The sequence below is a fragment of the Nitratidesulfovibrio termitidis HI1 genome, assembly GCF_000504305.1.
GTDB lineage: Bacteria > Desulfobacterota > Desulfovibrionia > Desulfovibrionales > Desulfovibrionaceae > Cupidesulfovibrio > Cupidesulfovibrio termitidis.
The window spans coordinates 856,749-880,502 of the sequence record NZ_KI632512.1 but is presented as its reverse complement, the minus strand read 5'-3'; the positions used below and the strand labels follow the sequence as shown (position 1 = coordinate 880,502).

Annotated in this window: 17 protein-coding genes and 1 CRISPR repeat array; of the genes, 4 read left to right on the top strand and 13 right to left on the bottom strand. The window is 61.3% G+C overall.

Going from position 1 to position 23,754, the window contains the following annotated elements:
- The first annotated feature begins 1 nt into the window (after position 1).
- The 4 genes from DESTE_RS03770 to DESTE_RS03755 all read left to right on the top strand — a co-directional run bounded on the left by DESTE_RS03770 (position 2) and on the right by DESTE_RS03755 (position 6,538).
- Positions 2-1,474, top strand: coding sequence for a glycosyltransferase (locus tag DESTE_RS03770; protein WP_035065203.1), 1,473 nt, complete (start codon positions 2-4; stop codon positions 1,472-1,474).
- Positions 1,458-2,240, top strand: coding sequence for an SDR family NAD(P)-dependent oxidoreductase (locus DESTE_RS03765; RefSeq protein ID WP_035065201.1), 783 nt, complete (start codon positions 1,458-1,460; stop codon positions 2,238-2,240). Before DESTE_RS03770 ends, DESTE_RS03765 begins: the two co-directional genes overlap by 17 nt.
- On the top strand, positions 2,230-3,750 hold the full coding sequence (locus DESTE_RS03760) for an LTA synthase family protein (protein ID WP_051384292.1): 1,521 nt from the start codon (positions 2,230-2,232) through the stop codon (positions 3,748-3,750). The genes DESTE_RS03765 and DESTE_RS03760 overlap by 11 nt, the downstream gene beginning before the upstream one ends.
- A 364-nt stretch (positions 3,751-4,114) precedes the next feature.
- The gene (locus DESTE_RS03755) at positions 4,115-6,538 is read left to right on the top strand and encodes an ATP-binding protein (protein WP_035065198.1); all 2,424 of its coding nucleotides are present in this window, start codon (positions 4,115-4,117) and stop codon (positions 6,536-6,538) included.
- A gap of 1,862 nt (positions 6,539-8,400) precedes the next feature.
- Here the strand turns inward: DESTE_RS03755 and DESTE_RS03750 are convergent.
- The 13 genes from DESTE_RS03750 to DESTE_RS17850 form a co-directional block, all read right to left on the bottom strand.
- A complete protein-coding gene (locus DESTE_RS03750) occupies positions 8,401-8,670 on the bottom strand; it encodes a hypothetical protein (RefSeq protein WP_035065194.1) in 270 nt (89 codons plus the stop codon).
- Between the two features lie 79 nt (positions 8,671-8,749).
- Positions 8,750-9,214 carry an META domain-containing protein gene (locus DESTE_RS17100; RefSeq protein ID WP_051384291.1) on the bottom strand — a complete coding sequence of 155 codons (465 nt, stop codon included), beginning with the start codon at positions 9,212-9,214 and terminating at the stop codon, positions 8,750-8,752.
- Entirely contained in the window at positions 9,163-9,447 is a 285-nt protein-coding gene (locus DESTE_RS17440) for an excisionase family DNA-binding protein (RefSeq protein WP_084559339.1), read from the bottom strand. The genes DESTE_RS17100 and DESTE_RS17440 overlap by 52 nt, the downstream gene beginning before the upstream one ends.
- A gap of 1 nt (position 9,448) precedes the next feature.
- A complete protein-coding gene (locus tag DESTE_RS03740) occupies positions 9,449-9,793 on the bottom strand; it encodes a hypothetical protein (RefSeq protein WP_035065191.1) in 345 nt (114 codons plus the stop codon).
- A 1,510-nt stretch (positions 9,794-11,303) separates the two neighbouring features.
- Positions 11,304-14,016: direct repeats of the CRISPR family, unit length 29 nt; unit sequence GGGCCTATCCCCGCAGGCGCGGGGGGAAC.
- Between the two features lie 44 nt (positions 14,017-14,060).
- Complete coding sequence (cas2e, locus tag DESTE_RS03735; protein ID WP_245590899.1) at positions 14,061-14,363, bottom strand: type I-E CRISPR-associated endoribonuclease Cas2e; 303 nt, start codon at positions 14,361-14,363, stop codon at positions 14,061-14,063.
- Positions 14,341-15,219, bottom strand: coding sequence for a type I-E CRISPR-associated endonuclease Cas1e (cas1e, locus tag DESTE_RS03730; RefSeq protein WP_007525978.1), 879 nt, complete (start codon positions 15,217-15,219; stop codon positions 14,341-14,343). The genes cas2e and cas1e overlap by 23 nt, the downstream gene beginning before the upstream one ends.
- Positions 15,220-15,221: 2 nt before the next feature.
- A complete protein-coding gene (locus DESTE_RS03725) occupies positions 15,222-15,935 on the bottom strand; it encodes a type I-E CRISPR-associated protein Cas6/Cse3/CasE (protein WP_198015314.1) in 714 nt (237 codons plus the stop codon).
- Positions 15,936-15,961: 26 nt separating this feature from the next.
- Positions 15,962-16,717 (bottom strand): type I-E CRISPR-associated protein Cas5/CasD, encoded by a 756-nt coding sequence (gene cas5e, locus DESTE_RS17435; protein WP_084559337.1) that lies wholly within the window; start codon positions 16,715-16,717, stop codon positions 15,962-15,964.
- Complete coding sequence (gene cas7e, locus DESTE_RS03715; RefSeq protein WP_035065178.1) at positions 16,717-17,931, bottom strand: type I-E CRISPR-associated protein Cas7/Cse4/CasC; 1,215 nt, start codon at positions 17,929-17,931, stop codon at positions 16,717-16,719. The genes cas5e and cas7e overlap by 1 nt, the downstream gene beginning before the upstream one ends.
- Before the next feature lie 48 nt (positions 17,932-17,979).
- Positions 17,980-18,492 (bottom strand): type I-E CRISPR-associated protein Cse2/CasB, encoded by a 513-nt coding sequence (gene casB, locus DESTE_RS03710; RefSeq protein WP_084559336.1) that lies wholly within the window; start codon positions 18,490-18,492, stop codon positions 17,980-17,982.
- Complete coding sequence (locus tag DESTE_RS17095) at positions 18,489-20,087, bottom strand: type I-E CRISPR-associated protein Cse1/CasA (protein ID WP_051384290.1); 1,599 nt, start codon at positions 20,085-20,087, stop codon at positions 18,489-18,491. The genes casB and DESTE_RS17095 overlap by 4 nt, the downstream gene beginning before the upstream one ends.
- A complete protein-coding gene (locus DESTE_RS03700; protein ID WP_035065172.1) occupies positions 20,084-22,732 on the bottom strand; it encodes a CRISPR-associated helicase/endonuclease Cas3 in 2,649 nt (882 codons plus the stop codon). The genes DESTE_RS17095 and DESTE_RS03700 overlap by 4 nt, the downstream gene beginning before the upstream one ends.
- Before the next feature lie 369 nt (positions 22,733-23,101).
- Positions 23,102-23,443 (bottom strand): IS1/IS1595 family N-terminal zinc-binding domain-containing protein, encoded by a 342-nt coding sequence (locus DESTE_RS17850; protein ID WP_156925254.1) that lies wholly within the window; start codon positions 23,441-23,443, stop codon positions 23,102-23,104.
- Positions 23,444-23,754 lie beyond the last annotated feature (311 nt).

Sequence of the window (23,754 nt, the reverse complement as noted above, 5' to 3'; positions counted from 1 at the left end):
GATGCCGTTTTTAGCCTTGTTACTGGAGTTCATGTTTTACTTCGTGATTTGTTGCTTTGCGGTTTACGTGCTGCTTGAACTGCGGATGGTCGGGATTTCCAGCCGGGTTGAACGGCGCAAACTTTCGGAGATTGCGCTGCTGCCTGAAAAGGATGAGACTTTTTATCCCAAGGTGGCCGTTCTGCTGCCGGTTTGCAACGAATCCGGGGTCATCGGGCGGCTTGTCGACGCCGTCTGCAGCTTGCAATATCCCAGGGAACAGCTGGAAATAGCGATTCTGGACGATTCGACGGACGCCACCAGCGACATGGCCAGGGCGTTGACAGAGGCGCGCGCGGCCTCGGGCGTGAACATCCGCTACCTGAAGCGGCAATCGCGCCGTTGCGCCAAGGCAGGGAACCTGAGCTACGGCGCTGCGCGGATTGAGGCGGAATTTCTGGCGGTTTTCGATGCGGACTTTGTCCCGCCGCCCGACTTCCTGCTCAAGACCATTCCCTGTTTCAGGGATGCTGGCCTTGGCTTCCTGCAAACCGGCATTGACTACGAGAACCGGAATGCTTCCTTCCTGACGCAGTTCCAGGCGCTGGAAATGGGGCATCAGCAGTTCGTCACCGTGGGCTTGAGCGAGGCGGGCAACATGGCATCCCTCAGCGGCAGTTCCTGTGTCTGGCGCAGGGCCTGCATGGAGGCCCTGGGGGGCTGGAAGGCCGCCACGGCCACGGAAGACGTGGACATCGGGTACAAGGCGCAGCTTGACGACTGGAACTATGCGTACCTGCGGGATGTCGTCTCCATGTCCATATTGCCGGAAACCGTCAGCGCCTTCAGGGTGCAGCGCGAACGTTGGGGGCGGGGGCTCATCCACAGCGCCTTCCGTCACTGCGGCGGCATGTTCAGGAAGAAGATGCCCATGCTCAAGCGCATGCATGCTGTTTCCATGATGTTTTCGTCGCTGTTGCTGGCCTCCATCTATTGCTTGTTCCTGCTGAGCCTGCCGCTTGCCCTTTTTTTCCAGTTCGAGGGCGCAGGGTTCATGGTTGCCGCGTTGGCGTTCTTTGTCCTTGTCGCCGTCTGGGGCGTGGCCAACATCGTCGGCTCCCCCATGGGCAGGGATTTCGCCGTCGGCAAGGGGGTGTTGAAGACGCTTGGGTGTGTGTACATGTACATCGGGCTTTTCTTGCCCATGTCCCTGTACTATTTCGTCGGCGGCATCCGTGCCCTGCTGGGGGTTTACGAGGAATTCAACCGCACTCCGAAATCCTCGGACGAGGCCTGTTCTCCCAAGCCGAAGATCGATGTCTATCTGCGGTATGGCGAGTTTTTTTCTTTTGCGTATTCCATATTGACAACCGCGGCTGTCATCAGCACGGGGAATATCGTGCTGCTGCCCATTTGTCTGACGGCATGCATGGCCTTCGGGATGGTGTTGTACTGGGACATGCGCGACAGGAGGCGGCGTGACAGCGCGGAATGAAACAATTGCGAAGAGTATCCTGATCACAGGCGCAACCGGGGCCATTGGTACGGCATTGGCGGAACTCTATGCCGGCCCGGATGTCGTCCTGTACCTGCACGGCAGGAACATCGCGAAGCTGGAACGCCTTGCCGGGGTGTGCCGACGTGCCGGCGCCATCGTCATGACCCATGCCTGCGATGTCCGCCAGACAGGGACACTGTGCCGCTGGCTGCATGAAAACTGTGCGCCGGGGGGACCGGATCTGGCGATTCTTGCGGCTGGCGTGAACACCAGCATCGGTGTGCACGGCGAACCCGAGCCCCGCGACGAGGCCGAAGCGGTGCTTGACGTGAACATCAAGGGCGCCATTTCCGTCATCACCGCCCTGGTGCCGGGCATGCTAGAGCGCGGCAGCGGGCAGATCGCCGTTTTCAGTTCCCTGGCTGGCTACTTCGGGCTGCCGCTCACCCCCGCGTACAGTGCGAGCAAGGCCGCACTGAAGGCATATGGCGAGTCGCTGCGCGGGTGGCTGGCCCCACGGGGGATACGCGTCAGCGTCATCATGCCCGGCTATGTCAAATCCGCCATGTGTGACGGCATGCCCGGGCCCAAGCCGTTTCTCTGGGCGCCCGAAAAAGCGGCCCGGCATATCCGGCAAGGCCTGGAACGGGACCGGGCGCGCATCAGCTTCCCCTTTCCGCTGAACTGGGGAACATGGTGGCTGGCGGTACTGCCCGCCGCTGTTTCATCCCGCATCGTCCGCAGGCTGGGTTATGGCCGTTGAACCCGCCTTCGCCATGGTGCTGGCGTCCGCGTCCGCCGGGCTGGCGTTGTCGGTGGGCATCGAAAGGCTGCTGACGCCCGTGCCCCGATGGTCCAGGCCCCCGGCGGCCTGGTGCCTTCACTGCGGCGTGTGGCTTTTGGCGTATGGCGCGCTTTTGCTGCCGCTTGGCCGCCCGTGGTTCGCCACGTTCGGGGTTTCGGCTGTTCTGCTGGTGCTGGTGCTGGTGAACAACGCCAAATTCCGCGTGTTGCGCGAGCCGTTTGTGTTGCAGGACTTCGAGTACTTTACGGATGCGATGCGGCACCCGCGTCTGTATATCCCGTTTCTGGGCTGGGGAAGGCTTGCGCTTGCCGTACTTGGAGGCAGCGCGGCGGTGGCGGCCGGATTGTATGGGGATGTGGCGCCGCCGAACCGCTTCGCTTGGGCGGGGCAGTTTGGTGGCATCGCCGTGGCGCTGGGCGTCGCGTTGTTGCTAATCACCGCCGCAAGCCATGCCAGGCCGCCAGTGCGTTGCGATGCCCGGGAGGATGTTGCCGCCTTGGGGTTGCTCGCCAGTTTGTGGCGTTACGCTGGCGAGGGGCGCAATCTCCCGGTCGTCATCTCACCCTTTGTGGTGTTGCGGCCTGGGGGCGCCAGCCCGTTGCCCAATCTTGTGGCCGTGCAAAGCGAGTCTTTTTTCGATCCCCGGCCACTCTTTGCCGGTATTCGACGGGAGGTGCTGGACGAGTTCGATATGCTCAAGGTCGAGGCCGTGACGCATGGCAAACTGACTGTGCCCGCATGGGGCGCCAATACGGTGCGTACAGAGTTCGCTTTTTTGAGCGCGTTGCGGCAGGACTGCTTGGGCGTGCATCGTTTCAACCCGTACCGCACCGTGGTCAGAGGATGGAATGTGCCCACCGTTGCCGGCTTTCTTCGGGGGCTTGGCTACCGCACTATCTCCCTTCATCCTTACTCCGCAAGTTTTTATCTGCGGGACCGGGTCCATCCTCGGCTGGGATTCGACGAATTTCTTGATGTTCGCGCGTTTACTGGCGCAGAGCGTTTCGGGCCCTACGTAAGCGACCTTGCCGTGGCGGACAAGGTCGCGCAAATCCTGGCGGAAAGGACAGCTCCCGTCTTTATCTTCGTAATTACCATGGAGAACCATGGCCCGTTGCATCTGGAAAGGGTCACCGACAAGGATGTTTCCTCACTCTACAGCATACCGCCTCCTGAAGGTTGCGACGAACTTACCGTATATTTGCGCCACTTGAGAAATGCAAACAGAATGATTGCAGCCTTGCGTAATGTTCTGGGTGATTGTCGGTTTCCCGCAAGCCTCTGCTGGTTTGGAGACCACATTCCGATCATGGAGCATGTGTACAGGAATACAATGGAACCTGAAGGTTCCGTTGAATATGTTATTTGGGATAACAGACACGCGGGTGTGCTTTCTCCCATGGTTCGCAATAGTTCCGTGCATCAACTTGCGACGGAATGGCTGCGTGCGGTACATGTCGCCGCATGATGATGTGTACGCACAATGCGGTGCTAACGGGGAAGGAACACGCCTTTTCCATGGACCGTACGGGTATCGGTTGGGGTAAGGGTAGCGCCGCGCCATGGTGGCAAGGTGTCTGTGGCCATGAAGAGGCGCATCGCCCGTATGCAGACGTGTTGGCGGAATCTCCATCTTTTCGGCGGACCTTGGTGCATGGCGCGGAAATGCCGCGCGGCATTTACCCGCCAGCGGGAGCGGATTCGGTGTAAAAGGCTCTCCACCGCGCCGCGCCGTGGTCGTGGCGGTTTGTACCTTGGCAGCGGCAAGCCGTTTTGCGTCAACATATCCAGCATGTTCTTTGAGGCCGGTCTTTCTGACACGGAGGTACACCATGGCTGTCACGCAAGGTTATGAACAACTAGGTCTCTTCTACCTGGGGCGGGAACTGGATATCACGGATGGCGCGGCGGCACGGGCTCCCCTGCTGTTCCGGAACAAGGACCTCACTACGCATGCTGCCATCATAGGCATGACCGGCAGCGGCAAGACAGGCCTTGGCATTGGCCTGATCGAGGAAGCCATTATGGATGACATTCCCTCGATCATCATCGACCCCAAGGGGGACATGGCCAACCTGCTGCTTACCTTTCCCTCGCTGTCCCCCGCGGATTTCCAGCCCTGGGTCGATCCGGTAGAGGCCAGCCGCAAGGGGTTGACCGTCGAGGCCTACGCCGCGCAGGTATCGAAAACCTGGGAGGAGGGACTGTTCGGCTACGGCCAGGCAAAGGAACGCATCGGCATCCTGCGGCGGAAAGCCAGGTTCACCCTCTATACCCCCGGTTCCAGTCTGGGCACGCCGATATCCGTGCTGGGCGATTTCGCGTCACCGCCAGCCGATGTTCTGGCGGAAGGCGATGTCCTGAACGCGTTGGTCGGTTCCACCGTCACCAGCCTGCTGAGCCTCATCGACGTGCACGGAGACCCCTTGCAAAGCCGGGAGCACATCCTGGTCAGTTCGCTGTTCCTGCATCACTGGCGCAAGGGCGAAGGACTGACCATGGAAAGCCTCATCGGCGGTATCGTCAGCCCGCCGTTCGCGCGGATCGGGGTCTTCCCTATGGATGGCTTTTTTCCGCAGAACGATCGCCTGGCACTGGCCATGCGCCTGAACAACATCATTGCCAGCCCTTCCTTCGCCGCGTGGACCCAGGGCCGCCCGCTGGATATCCAGCGCATCCTTTATGACGAGGAGGGGCGTCCGCAAACAGCCATTTTTTCTATCGCCCATCTCTCGGACGCGGAACGGATGTTCTTCGTCACCATGCTGCTCAACCATGTCATCGCTTGGATGCGGCGGCAGCAGGGCACGCCGTCTCTGAAGGCGATTTTGTACATGGACGAAATTTTTGGGTATTTCCCCCCGATAGCCAACCCGCCATCCAAAAGGCCGATGCTCGTCTTGCTCAAACAGGCGAGGGCCTTTGGGCTTGGGGTGGTTCTTTCCACCCAGAACCCGGTGGATCTTGACTACAAGGGATTGGCGAATATCGGCACATGGTTTGTCGGGCGGCTGCAAACCACTCAGGATCAGGAGCGGGTGGCCGGGGGGATTGCCGGGGCAAGCGATGGAAAACTGGAACTCACCCAGGTGAAAGGCCTGCTGGCGCGCTTGAAGGGGCGGCAGTTCTTGCTGACTTCGGCGCACCAGGAAGAGCCGTTGCTGTTCGAGACACGCTGGACCATGTCCTATCTGAAAGGCCCCATCGCGGGCGAAGACATCAAGCGGCTAGCACTTGAAACGCGCGTGACGCCGGACGATGTCGACGCCGCCGTTCCCGTCGTGGCGTCGACGGCGCCCAGTTGGCGTGCCGACGACGCGGGCGGCGCGCCTCCTTTTGTCGCGAACGCCATTGAGCAGCGCTACTATCTCCCCCCCATGGCGAGCGCTGCCCCTGTGTTCGAACCGTGGCTTTCCGCCCGGGCGACGTTGCGTTTTCACGACTCAGGCAGGAACATAGACGAACAGCAGGACATCGCCCTGCGGCTGTATCTCGACGACCGTTTTGTCCGTCCCAATTGGGCGGAGGCGCTGGACATCCCCTTCGCGGAGGATGACTGCCTGCCGCGAGCCCCGACGGGCAGCCGGTTCCATGAGCTTCCGGTGGCCATTACCCGTCTGAAGGACATGAAGTCGTTGCACAAGTCCTTCAGCGACTTTCTTTATCAGTCCCGCCAGTTGGAACTTTACCGCGCAGCATCGCTCAAGATGGAATCCCGCCCCGGCGAATCCGCGAACGATTTCAAGGTGCGTGTGGCGGATGCCCTGCGCGGGCGGAGGGGTGTGGCGCTGGAAGCGTTGCGGCGCAAATACGCTGCGCGCCAGAAAAGCCTGGAGCAGAAACTGCTGGCGGCCCAGGGGCGGCTGGAGCGCGAGCAGGGCGATGTGCAGTCCAGGACCGCCGATGCTTTGATTTCCTTCGGCACCGCGATGATCGACGCCTTTTTCGGACGCAAGACGTTTTCGGCGGGCAATGTTTCGCGGGTGGCTACCGGATTCAGAAGTGCCGGGCGTGTGGCGCGGGAGCGGGATGACGTGCAGCGGGCCGGGGAGGCCCTTGCCCTCGTGCAGCAGGAACTGGCGGAACTTGCGGCTGAAATCGAGGAGAAGGCGCGACAGGTGGCGGAGGTCCATGATGTGGAGTCCTGCCCCATCGAGGCGTTCGCCATCAAGCCCCGGCGTGGCGACATCTTTAACGTCCGCTTGGCCGTGCTGTGGGAGATGGTCCTGCGACCTTTGCCTGGAAAGACACCCTGATCTGCGGAACACGGCAGGCGGTAGGGACAGGCATGGCCGGGGCGGTGGGTGGAAGGCATTGCGTGACGGAGCCTGCCGCGCCTAGCGAGGCGACAGGAGGGCGGGCGGTTATGTTGCGCAGGCGCGGCATCGCTCTGGAAAGCTGTAACGGGTGTCCGAAAACGTGGACTGGGCTGATCGGAACGATGCGGCACGAAGCGAAAAGCAGAAGCCTCATGCCTGGAGAGGGTGGCATGAGGCTTCCTGGGGGGGGGAGTTCGCATTGTCGGTGATGCATCAGGGGGGGTGTGCACCACCTGTGCGAAACTCTTGATTGCCATAGACCATATCGCTGTGCGGAGTGCAACTATTTTATGCATTGCCCGCGTGTTGGATAATTGTCAGATGAGATTGCGCCGTTGGCAATGGAATTGTGTCGGCTCTCTCCGATGCTGTCTTTTGCTGATGGGCGGGGTCCCGGGCCAAACTGGAACAGGCTCCCCAACGGCGGGGAGCCTGTTCACTGGTTACTGCTCGCCATGGGGTTTCCAAGGCCGAACGGCGAGTGCGCGCCGTGTGTCATGTCTACACAATACGCCTGATTTTTCTCTGTCTCCAGTCGTGGCCGGAAGCATCATGGGGAAGTGGGGTGTGCTTCCGGCAGTCAAAGTAGCCTGCAATGCTGCCTGTCATGAGCGGCATCAGGGGCGTGGATGGTTGGCGGTAGGATGTGCCCGGATTCTTCGTAGCTTGCCGTACCGAAAATCACCGGCCACTCTCTGGGGGTGGTCGCCAGCGGACAGGGCGGCGCTGGTGGGCGTGTCGTAACGGAACGGGTGCCGCGAAACTAGAACCAATGTGGCGTTTACAGGGCCTAAAGGTATCTTGTGGAGTCCGTGGGCGGAAAAGAAGGCATCTTGCTGGGAGAACCCAAGTGTAACAAAGGCCCTTTGAAGGCAGTCTGGCAACTGAGGGGGATTTGGCGACTCCATCTGGAGTCCATAAAGTAGTCCGATATGGTGTGGGAGACCATAATTTTTCAGAATATGATGATGTATATGCTCCTGTGCCATCGCTTATGCTGCAGTGCGAAGATATATATGAATAGAGATATATTTCAGTATGGTGCGCTGTGCATTCTTTAAGGGAATAGGCTCCATATTCTAACGTCAGTTTTTTTAGTAATACAACTCAATATGCAGGAGTAATTGTCACAAGAATCCTTGCATGATGCTTTCATGGAATTCGTAACACATAATTTATTCCATATGTTAAAGAGAATATCTCGTGAATCTTCTTCGTACCACAGACATGATTCATAGTTGGCTGATATTTTTTCTGTCTTCTTGCGGCAAATATGTATGATATCGTAGTCGGGTATGTCGGTAATCATCGCAGTGGTGAACATGAAAGCAAGCAGCATGACAAAGAGGGGGCGCGATGCGAAATCCTTCATGATTGAGTACTCGTGAAATTGCACGGTGGGGGAGCGTTTGTAGCTGATAACCGGGCCAACTGTATTGCATGTGACCGTGAAGACACCAGGCGACGAATAGGGGCATTGCCATGGGGCGCTGAAGGCCAAAGAGCCGTCAACGATTTATGGGGCCGCTGGCCAATGCGTTCACAAGGTGGCCTGAGGTGTTCGTTTTTGCGCAGCTGAGCTATGCGGCGGAGTTGGCGGGCTCCCCTCGTGTTTTAAGGGTCCGTTTATTTCGTGTGGAACAACAGTGCTTGGCTTCTTCGAAGAAGTATCTGCTCTTTGTCCTCAACGGGGCAAAGGCGTTGGCTTTCGTTATATGCAGTTGGCAAGGCAGAGCGCGTCTGTGATGGGAAACAAAAATCCCGCAGAAGGCCGAAGGGGGCTGTGAGCACAGACAGGACTATTGGCCCTGGAATGCCTTCACGCAGTGGGAGCAAACAGTTACGTGTTCTGCCGAGTTCTTGAACTCGTGCAGCATGTGGGCCGCCATTTCCCGTTTGCCCAGCATGAAGACATCCAACGGCACCTCATCGCTGCTGACCTTGCCGCAGAGCGAAGTGTTTGAGATGCCAGACAGGTACAGTTCATCGTCATGAACCGCGACGAATATGTGCATCTGGCTGCCGAGACGGGGGCCATAGTGCAGCAAGGTGTATACCGGTGAACGCATTCCAATCTCCCGGAGAGGCTCCATGCCCACATCTGGCCGGAGACCGTCGTCGCCGCTTGGCGGGCTGAGGGGCAGGCGGCTATGGCTTTGCCGACTTGGACCACTTGCGGATGTAGACAAGGTCTATCCCGTCCCCCCACAGGTGGAGTTGGTCATTTTGCAGGGTAATGCGGGCCCCCTGCCTGAGGGCTGCGCCGAATTCCGTTTCGAGGGCGTTCAATTCCGAATCGGCACAGAGCATGCTGCTGAAGATCAGGCCGGTGAGAATCAGGTGATCATTGACCACGTATCCATGCCCAGTGAAGCGATTGCAGATGCTGCCGCTTACCCGGTTGTCGCGGTGGAACGACAGGGTTGGCTGTCTGTTGCCTGATAGTTGGCCGCCGTTGCGGCTGACAAGCTGGAAGTCACTGCGCGCCAGCATGTCCCATGTGTCGTAGGTGGCCTTGGGGGAGGCATCAGGGGCGCGTTCGCACCCGACGTTGGTGAGTGTCAACACGCCGAGCAACAGCAGCAATTGGGGGAGCAGGAGGGCGCGTTGCATGCAGGCTCCGTTTGTTTGAGAGAAGTGGTGGCTTCCGGTTTGGTGTTTTTCTGTTTGCGCGGACGACCGACTTTTGTTGCGGCGATCCATGCATCAAGATCGGCCTGATGAATGCTGATTTTTCTGTGGCGCCGGGTTTGGTAAGCCATCAGCTTGCCGTTCCGGACGGCCTTGTAGATGGCACTCTCGGTGCGGTAGGCACGTTTGGCAGCCTGGTGAACTGTGAGAAACATGTCAGCCTTTCTTTGTCCTGTTGGTTCTCTGGGCAGCGTTGAGTATCTGTACGGTGTAGGTGGCTTGGTGCGGGCAGTGTTGTATCAGGAAGTCGATGCCCTTGGCCGTTATGCCTAGCGTGGACTCGTTGAAGCGCCAGTTGTGCACGGGATCATCGAAGTCATTTCCTTCGAGGTCGCTCTTTTCCAGGTGGCCTTCGTCTTCCAGGGCGATGATGGTCCTGGCGAGAACGGCAGGGGCAGGGTGGAGGGAGAGCAGGCTGCGCCACGTACCACTTGGTGGCGTACGCTTGTAGTACGGTTTGAGGACTGTCAGGATGTCGCAGTATAAACTTGTGTCTTCCATGTATGTGTGCTCCAGTCGTTGACGAGCATACTTTAGTGCGGACATCTGACATTTTTCATACATGGGTGAAAACGCGAAACGTTCCCCTGGTGATTGGAAGGGCGTAAGGGCAAGGCCGGGATTTTTCCCGGCCTTGCCTATCTGTCATGTCCCGTCTCTGGTGGTGCCGTACAGGCTGCGGCGGCTGCGCGGAGTGCGGAGGGGATCGCAGGGGCCGTGCATGCTCTTTGTATTTTCCGCCGCCTGGTGGAATGATGTGGTGTGTCCATTTTGTGCCCCCCCCAAGGGGGGCAAGCTACCGCAAGCCCCAGGAACACGTACTCCAAACGGGCAGCGCCAGACTGTATACCGCGTATCACCTTGACCGATTGCCGGGAGACAGGGTTCTGTCCCTCTGCCGCACAGGCTGTGGGCATCCTCCGCACATTGACGGACAGGGGGCGCGGAGTGTCGCGGCAGGCTGGGTGCATGATTCCAGTTCCATCATGGCATGCGGCATCGGCAGGCCAAGGCCAAGTCGCGGCACAGACGCGGGGATAAGCCCACATCGACTGCACAGCCACGAGAGAAGCCCCATGCAACCGGGGGGAAGGGGCATGGGGCTTCCTGGAGGGGGAGGCACCCGGACGATGCACTGGATCGGGAGGTGTGCAACGTCCACGGAACCACATATTCCTTTGAAGCAGATCATGGCACACAATGCAACGCATTTTTATTGCAAGAAAAATGTCAGGCGTGGTGTGGCAATAAAAAAAAAGCCTGCCTTCCGTTATTCACATGAAAGACAGGTCGCATGGTTTCGTCACTGTGCTGGCAAAGGCTGTTTGCTCAAAGGAACCGGCCCCGTACCGCGCATAATCGGTATGGGGCCGCTCTTTTCTGTACAGGAGTTTCTGCTTGGCCGAGTTTCATGCCCTCTCCCTGTGGAAAAATTATCAGTCCGGGAGGCCGGGTTGTTTTATGTGCGGGAAGCAGCAAAGTCGGGCCGCCTCCTCCAAGTGTGCTCATGGCGGATTATCCTGTAGGTAATATTCTGGATTGAGCGGCCACGACAAAGGAAACAACATGGGAAAACGGCGCACAATCACACGCCGTATGGCCAAAGCAGCCTACCCGTCACTTGCTGTGCCGTTTGCGGTTTTACGCTGGCCGTGGCCTTGGACGTGGCGCACCTGAATCACGATCCAAGCAATGACCCCCCTGACAACCTAGCATATCTTTGCAAGACCCATCACAGAATGTTCGACTGCGGCATGTATCCTGTCGAAATAGTCAAGATGCTGTGGGACCGCTGGTAACCGTGGTATGAAAACGGCGCCAAGCCAGACCATTCTCTCTACATGAAAGATGCGGGGAAAAAGCCGCTCTCACGTGGCGTCGATGCGCAGCAGCCAAAAAAGCCGTAGAGACGCGACGCGCAAGGCATCTCTCCGGCTGATCCGCTTCGGTCTTGTCATTGCTCCAGCCTGCGGGGGAACCTGGAACGGAAGTAGGCCGACGGCTGGCACACGGGCCTATCCCCGCAGGCGCGGGGGGAACGTTCGATCCCAGCCCACGGGAGTACTGGCCGAGGGCCTATCCCCGCAGGCGCGGGGGGAACTGGGGCCCACACCGTCCAGCCCTCGTCGGCCAGGGCCTATCCCCGCAGGCGCGGGGGGAACGCATGGGGTAATCCTCTCCGGTTATTCGGACAGGGCCTATCCCCGCAGGCGCGGGGGGAACGCACGACACGCAGGGCGCGTTCACTGCCGTCTGGGCCTATCCCCGCAGGCGCGGGGGGAACGGCACGAACTGGATACGCAACAAGATTCCGCAGGGCCTATCCCCGCAGGCGCGGGGGGAACTACGCTGGTACATGGCGCGCGCTCCTTCGCGGGGGCCTATCCCCGCAGGCGCGGGGGGAACGGCATCCTGAAGCTTGGCGAACCCCTTTTCCAGGGCCTATCCCCGCAGGCGCGGGGGGAACGTACTGGGCGGTTTCGCGCTGGTGCTCGCCCAGGGCCTATCCCCGCAGGCGCGGGGGGAACATGGCCTCCGCCGCCTGGCGGGCCACGGCCATGGGCCTATCCCCGCAGGCGCGGGGGGAACGTACTGGGCGGTTTCGCGCTGGTGCTCGCCCAGGGCCTATCCCCGCAGGCGCGGGGGGAACACGCACGACGGCGACGAGAATCCGTTCAACGAGGGCCTATCCCCGCAGGCGCGGGGGGAACAAGACCACCGGCGGCACCGTGTCCATGGTCATGGGCCTATCCCCGCAGGCGCGGGGGGAACGGGGCACGGGGAATCTGCATTCGACGTAGGAAGGGCCTATCCCCGCAGGCGCGGGGGGAACTTGACCGGCGTGTACAGGCGCGACAGGACGATGGGCCTATCCCCGCAGGCGCGGGGGGAACCATTACGCTGGACACGCACGGCGAGGCATGGACGGCCTATCCCCGCAGGCGCGGGGGGAACCCTGGCGCGTCCTTTGAAAAGCAGACCGTGGCGGGCCTATCCCCGCAGGCGCGGGGGGAACTGCAGATGTTGCGCATGGTGTCCTCCGTGAGAGGGCCTATCCCCGCAGGCGCGGGGGGAACCCAAGGCCCCCGACCCTAGCCCGGCCTGCACCGGGCCTATCCCCGCAGGCGCGGGGGGAACCTGGAAAGCAGGGAGGCCCTGCGGTATGAGCAGGGCCTATCCCCGCAGGCGCGGGGGGAACCCCTGCAGCACGTGGCGGAACAGGCTGGCCGGGGGCCTATCCCCGCAGGCGCGGGGGGAACCTGCTCCCCGACGCTGGCGGCCCCGCCGGGCAGGGCCTATCCCCGCAGGCGCGGGGGGAACGCGCGGTCCGAGGGCGCACGCATGATGGCGGGGGGCCTATCCCCGCAGGCGCGGGGGGAACAGACGTTCACCACCACGCTGGAGATCGCCGAGGGGCCTATCCCCGCAGGCGCGGGGGGAACGTCCCGTAGCGTCTGCGGCGGGCGGCTGGCCAGGGCCTATCCCCGCAGGCGCGGGGGGAACTTGAGCATCGAAACGCTGCACCTGCTGGCCCAGGGCCTATCCCCGCAGGCGCGGGGGGAACGCGCTGGCCGTGCTGGCGGGCGCGGCGCTGTGGGGCCTATCCCCGCAGGCGCGGGGGGAACGCCGCTATATGGCGAATGACCTGTTAAAGGTGGGGCCTATCCCCGCAGGCGCGGGGGGAACAGCACGCCGGGGGCTGTCCCGGCCACCGCGCAGGGCCTATCCCCGCAGGCGCGGGGGGAACACTGATCAACAGCCGATCGAACCGTGAGGGTAGGGCCTATCCCCGCAGGCGCGGGGGGAACGTAGTCAGACTCGTCATGGCTTTGCTCCTTGCGGGCCTATCCCCGCAGGCGCGGGGGGAACCTGGACGATCTGCTGGACCGCGTGGCGCAATACGGCCTATCCCCGCAGGCGCGGGGGGAACAGGCTCGTACTCCCACCATCCTTTCCTGTTCAGGGCCTATCCCCGCAGGCGCGGGGGGAACAACTGGGACACCGTGCGCGCCTGGTGGGCCGGGGGCCTATCCCCGCAGGCGCGGGGGGAACTCGTCACGGACAAGGCGACCGGCATGACGCGCGGGCCTATCCCCGCAGGCGCGGGGGGAACTTGCGGGCCGCTTCGAGCCGGTCGCGCACCTTGGGCCTATCCCCGCAGGCGCGGGGGGAACGGCAATGGCCTCGTTGCCCCGCAGGCGGCGGCGGGCCTATCCCCGCAGGCGCGGGGGGAACTGCAGCGCCCCGCTTGCGCAAAATGGCATTGAGGGCCTATCCCCGCAGGCGCGGGGGGAACGGCGGCAACGTGGCCAACACGCCCGTCGAGCAGGGCCTATCCCCGCAGGCGCGGGGGGAACGGCCGCGTCATCGAGGCGGAAAAGGGGCTGATGGGCCTATCCCCGCAGGCGCGGGGGGAACTTGTCCCGTTCGTCTGACCCCACCACGGGACTGGGCCTATCCCCGCAGGCGCGGGGGGAACGTTGATCTCGCTCACCCCGCCTCGTGCCCCTCGGGCCTATCCCCGCAGGCGCGGGGGGAACCGTGCTGTCGATTGATGGCGGAAGAGTCTTTGGGGCCTATCCCCGCAGGCGCGGGGGGAACCGGACACCCGCAACCGCAGAAGCGTTTGGAACGGGCCTATCCCCGCAGGCGCGGGGGGAACCTGCGCGACGAGCACGGCGCGGGCCATGATCTGGGCCTATCCCCGCAGGCGCGGGGGGAACCCTTGCTATCTATCTTGCCGTATGTTGTATAACGGAATTGGACTTCAGGGGGTGCCAAGCCGCGGCATTCGACTCAGGATCACACCATCCGCGTCTACAAGCGCACGCGGAGGCTCGCCGAGAACACGAATAGCCTGGCCGGTGTCTTCGCCCCCATCGGCATAAACCATGACGATGGAGGCTCCGTCCACCTCCGCGAACCATCCTGCCAGCACTGTCCACACCCGTTCGCGCACAGCCCGCGAGAGGCGCGGGTGGGTGTATACTCCGGGCGACACCTCTAGAAGGCAAGAGGCCAGAAAGCCCCGGAAGCGATCAGGGACGTTACGAGTCACCACCACGGTCATCGGCATCGAACAACTCCTTGATGCGGTCGATCATGGCCGGGATGGTACCCGTCTTGCGCATGCGGCTGCCGGTCAGTCGTCGCACGTGCCGCTCAAGAGCGATATCTGGTTGTTTGCGCCAGAGTTTTACTGCCTCAAAAGCGCAGGGCAGCGTCAGACTGTCACGGAACAAATCCGCGATATCCAGAACGAATGAGCGAGAGGATTCTTCGTGGATGAAGCCGAGTTGCGCGATGGTTGCGGTTGACGCAACAGCAATCTCGGCAGCCGCCTGGACGGCTGATGCGGCATGGTTCAGTGCCTGGTTCGGTGGGTCGGCTGCTTCCGGGTTCTGTCGATCATAACGGCGCCCGTTCCAGTTCAGTCCGTAGCGCGCGGCGGTCAGCTTGTATGTTTCGCGCATGCGCGCTCCCTCTATGCCCCGCAGTGCGGAAACATCGCGCGTGGGCAAAACCTCCCCCAGCCTCCATGCATACATACGCCGGGCAATCCGTATGCGCTCGTCGGGGTCGGCCCATGCAATGGCCTGCTTTCGTGCAAGACGGCTTTCGTCCGGACCGAACGGCGGCGCGGAATAACACCGCACCCCGTCTTCTCCCACGGCCATCAGCATTGTTCCATGGCGTGCGGCCAGTCGCAGGACGTCGTGTGTCATCGAGCATCCCGGCCCCAGCAGTATGCAGGACACTTGCTGGTAGGGAATGTCGTATTCCCCAGGCTCCAACCCCTCGCAGCCCGCTGTGGCGAAGCGCAGCGTGCCCGCCTGCACGGTAAGTTGCCCCCTGCCAAGCCACAGCAAGCCATGGCGGTCCGCATGCGGGATTCGAGCGGTTTCAAGCCCCAGGCGCCCAAACATTACTACTCCTTGCTTGGCGAGAGCAGCAGCATGCCGTAGCCGAAAGCCCGGTGACGGCCTACACCACGTTCCAGCAGGGCGGCAAACCCTGCTCCGTCTCTGACCGCCAGCGTTCCTTCCAGCACCGTTTCCGGGCGTGTCCTGATGGTGCTGGGTGGGGCACCTCGCTCCTTTCGGCGCATGGGCTGCACCAGGCGAAAGGCCCGCATGGAGGCGGACAGTAGCTCAGCGGCATCGCCTCGGCCCAGTTCGCGGCGCAGCCACGCGGTATATGCGGCTTCCCGGTCGGGCTGTTCCCCGTCTTGGGCGCGTTCCATTGCTGCAAGGTAGACATCCTTCTCAGCGCCGCCCGAAGTTCGAACGATGGGGCAGCAGCTCACGCGGAATCCGAATCGGCTGCCGGAAGGCCAAGCCTGGGGCATGTCCTTGTGCGCCATGTAATCGCCCGGCAGAGCCTCGGACAACAACGGTTGCGCCACTTCGGCCATGTGTTGCGCAAGCAAGTGTTTATCCGCCCGGCCATAGCCCAGTACCGTCAGCAATTCCGGGGCGCTCGCTGAACGACTTGGCTCAAGGACCACGAAAGGCTGTGGGGCCGCCGTTCCGAATGCCTTGCGCAACGCCGCATGCACCAGATAGCCCTGATCCCGGAGTGTCATTCCGGAAAGACGCGCCCATGCATAGAGCCGAACCGGGACTATGGCGAGTTGGATCATGCGTAGTGGCTCGGACATTGTTTGTGTCATGATTGTACCTCCCCCTTGGCGAACACTCCGCATGGATGGACCGGCCCCGAAACCGCGTATCGGGAGCCGGAATGCATATCGTTGCGCCAGTCGCGAAGATCATGGAGCTCCACTATCCTGCCTGCGGCCATGTCCACCGGGCGGCGTGCGCCCGGACCATCAGCGGGCCAGAGCGCGGTGAGCGGAGCGGGGTCGCTTTGTTCCCCTGGTGCGGCGCGTTCAAGAGCGTCGTATGCATCCGGAGCATCGACGACTTCGCCCCGATGCAAGGGGCCGGAAGGAGGGCAACACACCCTGCCCAGAAAGAGCGGACGGAACGGCCTGGCAAAGGCGGCGGCCAAGTCGTCCAGAGTTGGCGATTCGTCCTCCGGAACCAGAGAAAGAACGACGCAGACACGGGAGTCGGCGCGGTAATGGCGTTTGCTTTCGGCGGTCAGGGTGTCACTTTTGAATTGGCTTTTTCTCTTGTCTGGCCCGTATGAGGTGCGCCACATGCTGTCGTTTTTGCCCAGTTGAGTCGTATGGTAGTCTACTAGGCATTTTCCACTCCTATCGAGTCGCGCACCATAAACCAGCCTCGTTTGCAGGCGTTCCAACTTGTAATCGTCAGTAAAACGCAACCCCAGGGCATTGGCTGCAAGTCCCGTGAGCATGGATAGGCCCGGTAATTCCCGAGTACGGCGCAATTCGTCCACGGCTGCGTCGCCAAAGGACATAAGCGGCCCCTCCAGGCGCAGAACGAGGAAGCGCATTACGACCTCCCCGCCGTGGCCACGGCCTGCAACAGGGCCTGCGCCAGTTCAGGCAAGGGCGTGCGCACGGCACCGGGTACCTGAACGCCGGGCAGCCGACTGGCAAGCCAGCGCATCTCGCCGGGTCCGTACATGGCGTCCACATCACCAACGTAGTTGGCCAGAGAAGCGACTGTGCGGCCCATCAGGTCAGGGGTGCCGAGCCGGACGGGATCAAGAAATGCGTTGGCCAGCGTACGGGGCTGCCGCTCGCCCGCCTCTGCCAGCACAAGGGCCGCATAGTCGTAGGGCGCGGTGGAGCCCAGCTTGGCGCCGGGAGTGACCGTAGCCATAAGATGCACGAGGTTAGCCGCAACCTTGCCCGCAAGGGTCCGATCCTGGTCGAGCCAGTCTTCGGGGCGGCATCCGGTCAGGTTGGAAACCAGCAGTGGCACGTCGATTACGGCGTAGGAATAGTACAGGCCGCTGGTCAGTTCTGTTGCACCCAGGTGCCCGCTGCCCCCCGCCTCTCGCGTCAGCAGATCGTCCACGGCGGTGAAGTAGTCGGTTTCCGAGGATTCCTGATGCACGGTAAAGGCATGGGCCACATGCACCGCCGCCGAAACGCGCGCGCCGGGATCACCGCTGATGAACCGACCGAACATGGCGCCGTCCACGCCCGCGCCGCAGGTGATGGCCCGAAAATTATCCTTTTGCGTCTTCAGGTAGTCCTTGGCCAGCGTGGCTGCCTTCTTGGGGTCGCCCCCGGCCTGGGCGCAAATTCCGCGTGCCTCACGCAGGAGAAAGGCGATCTCAGGTTCGCCAAGCACCACAAGTTCGCTGCGGTCCAGCGGACTCTTGGCGTCGTCCTTGCTCTTGCCGTCCTTGTCGTCTGTTCCATCTTTGTCCTTGCCCTCATAGAGGCTTTTGGCAAAGGCGCTCAAGACGGTTTCCGCAACCTTTTCAGGAACGCCATCGCCGACAAGCGGTTCCTGCAAACGCAGCCTGAACAAGGCGCGCGAACGGATCGCCAGCCCTAGCTCCGGGGAAACATTTCGCAGGCTGTGTTCGCCATCGGCCAGCCGCCAATGTCGCTTGAGGCATTGGGAACTGATCCGCGTACGCACGGTACCGCCAAAGGGAATGCGCTTGGCCAGTCCGGAATCGTCCCGGTTAAGCAGGGCTGCGGGGTAGCTGGTCAGGGTCGATATCTGAATGAAGCGGGGAAGGGGCATGATTGTCCTCCTTTGCATTCGCGTTGTCATGGGGGGGTACGAACCGTTCTATTTCTTTCCGTAATAGTCGCGGGCAAGTCGGTGCATGGTGCGGTCTTTGGCGTCATCATTTCCGGGCAGCAACAGCCCGGCCAGAGAAACCCAGTCCACGGAAGTGCCGTTTGAGGCAAGCAGGCGGGCCATCAGTCGTATCTGGTCCTCCAACTGCTCTCCCCGACAGCGCAGTAACCGCAGAAACCTGTGTTCCAGGCTTTTGCTCATGTCCGCCAGCACCGCGCCAAGGGTGCGGTTGGGGGTGTGGATGTTCGGGGCCATGATGGACATGGATTGGAATATGACGGCCCATGCGCGTTCTGCCTGGTCAGTGGCGCGCAGTCCTTCATCCACACGGTCCAGGAGCACGCGCCAGAATCCGGGCGTGGCGACGAGGGACGGACCGCCGCGTCGCAACGCGGCAAGATCGCCTTTGGGAAAGTTCGGGTGGGACAATGTTGCAGCCACGGACGCAACGCTCCGGGCCAGGGGGGATGTTTCCGGGGCCGTAGTCGTTTCGTGCGTCATGACCTGACGTCCTCCTTGATCCTTTTAGGAGCGAGATGTTCGCGAACTGCTCGCTGGAACTGCTCTTCAGCAAGTGCCACCGCGCGTGGCCGCATTGTCAGCGGCACGGGCAAGGCTTGTGTCGCCTCCGTGAAGACGGTCATTGCGAGTGTTCGCAGTCTCTCGCGCCAGGGGGCTTGGACCACCGCATCTTCGCCTTCTTTCAGCAGGGGCAGACATTCCCACAGAGTGGGGAAGAAGTGCAGGTCAACCTCCTGATCCAGGCGCCTGGTCCACGTCTCTGCCCAGGCGGCGGTTTCCGGTTGTTTGAATTCTATGCGTTCGCGCGCGGCTTGCATGAAGCGGAGCAGGGCAGGCTTGAGCACTTTGTTCTGAGCCGTAGAAGCAAGCTCGACCATTGCCTGGCACAGACGCGCCGCGTCCGGCGTTCTGGGCCCGAAGGCGAAGACCTCGGCAGCCTTGGGAATGGGGATGGTACGTTCATGGAAGCCTTCTGTCTTGCCTTGTCCACGAATGAGTATACGGAATCGCACAGCGAGGTCGTGCCCTTCATCGGGCGGGTGGCGCATCTGCAACAACGCAGGTGCGTATTGTTCCTTGTTCGTGTCCGCTGGAAAGAGCACGGCCTGCACTGCGCGATATCCCGGAGTGCGATTGAACGCCGAGTGGTTTGACTTGAGGACAGGCGTCCAGGGGTCGGCCATGTCACCGTTTTGTTCTTTTGCCTGGATACGGAGTACTTGCTCTGTTCCAATACTTTTGGAACTCAATGTCCCATAGGCGTTGTGGTGAAGGCGAATACGACGACAGATTTCGATGAACAGCGGATGCAATTCGCGCAATTCAAGGCTCTTCTTGCCGTCCCAGGGGGCAACCCACAGAAGTTTCAAGCCGTGTACTGGGTCAAAGGGTAATCCGTGCTTCCTGAAGTTGTCCGGATTGTCGAGAACGATTCGAACATCCCGCGCCCATTGCCCGCCAAGGGTTGACCTAGAGAGTATGTGTACCCCCGGTCGAGCTCCGGTGCCGGTGAACATTTTTGATATCCCGTTCCATGTCGGGCCGGAGTATCCTGCCATAGTCTGTAGGCTCAACAGGGCAAACATCCAATGTTCGAGAGTGGCTTTTGACGCCTTGCCGCTTTTTATCTGATGGTTTTTTGTTGAAATTAAGATGTCCAAGTCATCGGGGAAATAGTCAATTTTTGTGGTTTTCCCCCAGGTGTCTTCCGGTACCGGGGGCTGAAGGAAGGCGGGCTTGGCGAGGTCGTCCACCGCAAGGGTCCAGGGGGCATCGTCGGGGTGATCCGGCGTCAGCCGCCGGAGGCGCGCGGCCCATGCTGCTTCCGTATCCGGGCCGGGTAAGTCGGCGCGGCCCGGAGTTGCAAGTGGCAGTTCTTCTCCCTCAAGTGCCATGGCTCCCAGTTGCACCAGAAATGCATGCCAGGGGTGGGCCTGATGCGGTTGCACAGCCGCGAAGCTGCCCACCTCGTCTCGTTGCAGTGCCGCCAGTACGCCCGGCAGGGTCAGGCGCACCGATGTGCCATCGGTGGTGAAAACACTGATTATGGCTTCGGTAAGCAGGTTTCCGGTCATCGTTCCTCCTTGTGCAGGCCATGCCGGTCATAGCGGAATCGGTTGCTGGCGAAATTGAAGCGGAGTGTTTCGTCCCGGGCCTCGATGTTGGTGGGAATTTCATCCGGGGCTGCGCCGGATGCCAGCCAACCGGGAATTTTTACCTGACGCACGGGGTGTCCGAAGGGGCCGGGCTGGGCATCGGAAAACACGGCAAGTCGGTCGTTCAGTCCGAGGCGGGTGAACATCCGCTCTTCCTCGTTTGCCGGTGCGGCGCTATCCGGGCCGAAGTGCTTGTCCCACTCCACGAGGCTGAATATCCCCTGTTGGGTCTGCGCGGTAAGAACCCCCTCAATACGCACGCCGTGAGCCTCCCATTCCGGGGCAAGGGCGTGACAAGCGCGCAGTCTGTCCGGGTGCGTGGCGGATTCCACCAGCAGCCGGTTGTCGTGCGGGATGCACCACGGCTGCGTATCGTGCGCGGCCTTGTGCAACAAGTCGAGAGTCAGCTTGAGGCAGCGCAGGTCGGGGTAGGCACGTTCAATTCCGGCATTGAGCATACGTTGAACTGTGGGGGTGAGAAGGGTGTCTGTTTTACCGCCTTCGGGGGAGATGACGTGACATACGGCCTCCCGGCATTCTGCGGGTCGGGCGTCTTCGTTACGGCTGTGGCGGTGCAGGCGGCCAATGCGCTGCAACAGTACATCCATGGGGCACAAGTCGGTGAAGAGCACATCGAAATCCACGTCCAGAGACTGTTCCAGCGTTTGCGTGGCCACCAGCACGCCGGGGTGGCGGCTGCCCGCTTTGCCGAAACGGTCTTCCACGGTCGTATCCAGCAGCCTTCTGTCCTCAGTTCCGAAGCGTCCGTGGTGCAGCGTGGCGACATCGTTGACCCGGAAGAGCAGATGCCGGGCGTCAGCGAGTTGTTCCTCCACAGCGCGGCAGGTTTCGACCGCCGTCGCTACCTTGTTGCGCACGATGAGCACGCAGGCACCCGCCCTGGCCAGCATGGCCGCCTTGGCCGCGAGTTCGGCATCATTTCCCAGGGGGAGAATTTTGGGGAAAATGCGACGCCCCGCATCTGGTCGAGGCGGACCTGACCTGTCGTCGCTTGCTGTGGGTGTCTTTCGACCGCTCCACAGCGTGGGGTACGGAGCGGCAAGGCATGCGTCGAAGGCAGGAGCGATGTTCGGCCACCTTGCCCCGTGCTCCCAGACATCAAGGTAGTGTTGGCGCGCCGCCCCGCCCAAGGTTGCGGACATGAGCAGTACGTGTCCACCGACTTTTTGCAGGAAGCGCAAAAGGTTGCAGGTGAGCGTGGTCATGTAGGCATCGCTGGCGTGCACCTCGTCCACGACCAGAAGCGAACGCGCCAAGCCAATGGCGCGCAAATGGGCATGTCCCACCCGCATGCCTGCCAGCAGGCACTGGTCAATGGTGCCAACAGCCACAGGGGCGCACAGGTAGCGTTTGGGATGCTCACATGCCCAGCCTCTGTTGGCAGTCGTCCACTCGCCAACTTCATTCCACTGCACGCGAAAATCGGGAAGGCGGTATCCCTCGGCTTTGTCTACGCGCAGGTATCCGGGCACGGCCAGCACGACCGGGGGCGGTGTGTCGTACGTGCGGGCCATGCACGAAACTGCGCGTCCATGTAGTTGTGTGGCCGCAAAGCGCAGTGGGCAGGCGAAGTAAAGAGAATCGACCAAGCCCGCGTGAAAGAGACGGCTGAAGAGGCGGAATGCCGCTTCGGTCTTGCCTGAGCCGGTCTCGGCTTCAAGGATGGTAAGACTGCCCTCGTGGAGCAGGGGAATATCTTCGATATCCCGCTGCATCCCGCGCGGGGGGAACGGGAACTGTCGCTCAAAAGCCGGAAGGTGTTGAGCCTGCAAGGCAGAGACGTCCAGCCCGGTGTCGCGCAGGGCTCTGGCGGCAGCCTGCCGGGCGTATGGCATGGGATCGTTATCCGGGCCGGGGCGGCCACCGTGACCGCAATACGGAAAGAAGCGCGTGTCTGATCCAAGCCAGTCGGCCAGCATCACCAGTCCGGCAAAGAGGTGCGTCAGGCTTGGTGTATCGGGCAAGGGCGGCGTGTCTGGCGCAAAGGCCTTGGGAAACCAGCCAGGGAGGGCGTTGGCTAGAGCAGTGATGCCATCGAAAGCGCCCCCGTGGGCAGTCGTCCACTGCTGTTCCCAACCGTCCGAAGCGCTTTGCCTGCTGAACACGAAGCCGCGTGGGGTGCCGTGGTGCGAAAATGCGGCGTCGAGCAGCCGCCCCACGGTCATGCCGCCCGACGTGTCCCACTGCGTGAGCCACGGCATGAGGGCTGACAGCCTGGTTACGGCCTTCTCAAGGCGGAACAGGCCGTTCAACACCTCGATGTGCCCGCATCCTTTGCCTAGCTGTCGGATTTTGGTCTGGAAACAGGGCGCATACTTGCCAAGATCGTGCAATGTCGCAATGGCCGCCAGTCGTTGGATTTGTCCGGAGCACAGCGGTTGTTGAGCCCCCTGCGCCAGGCGGTTGCCCAAGGTCGTTGCGGTAAGGATGCACTCGGCAACGGCACTGACATCAGCACAGTGAGCGAGAAGAGGGTGGTAAATTGATTCTTCGCCCGAATTCGTATGCTTTGCAACGTGTAGCGATGGATGCGCAATACTCATGCCTTTGTCCCTCTTTTAAAAGCTGACAATATTTATCTAGGCCGACCTGTAACAGGAAAACCCAGACATGAGAAAGCGCGAAGGACACGTATTTTCGAGTTTGACGCCTTGGCGATATCTGTTTCAAAAGCAGTCTTCGCGGCAGTATGTATTCACAGAAACTGTCTGAAAATTTAGTAGTCTTCATGAGGCGGCGAGCCGATGTATTGCCGCTCTTGGTTCATGGCTATAGTTTTTCGGCAGCGTTTCATGGAAGAGGTGAGTGCTCCGGTGTGCGCTCACACTTTGATATAGCCTGATTGTGGTGCTGTATCCTCAAACAGCGTCTGCCGCAGTGACCATACCCCATCCTTGTGATCGAACACAGCCTTAGCGACTGTTGATCGTTTGAGATTTTCCGCATGCGGGGCAACGATAGCGGCGCCGCCCGGCAGTAAAGCCGTGCCGACGCATTTTGCTCCCGCATTTTTGACAGTCCGGATACGTAGCGGTCCTGATGTTTCGCGAGCCCTTGGGGCGTCCGCCAGACCTCCGCCCTTCCTCGGCGACCTTCGCGGCAAGGTCGATGTCGAAGATGTAGACGCCGTTTTGTTTGCCACTGGGCGTGAGCGTGCCTCGGTTGATACGGTTGGCGATGGCCCGGGGGCTGATGCCCACCATGGCGGCAAGTTCGCGGATGGTCACCGTTTCCCCAGACGGTTTTTCACTCATGCTCCCTCCTGTCGGGCGAATGATGCGTGTTGGTTAAAGGGTGGGCTACAGGGCCGGTTGTGGGCGTGGCGATGGTAATCGTACGGATAATCTTGCAATTTTCTGTCTTTGTAGAGACGGTGAGTTCGGTGGTGCGCAAATGCCCAGGGCCCGGAGCATCCGGGCGCCATGTCGTCGGCTGTTTGTCCGGGATTACATGCGGGCATGGGCAATGGAGGTGGAGAATTGCCCGCACTCGTCCGGCCAACAGCATGCCGTTGCGGGATGCTGGTGCGGAAGCTTGGCTACCGCCGTAGTGGGTGTTGTTGCCC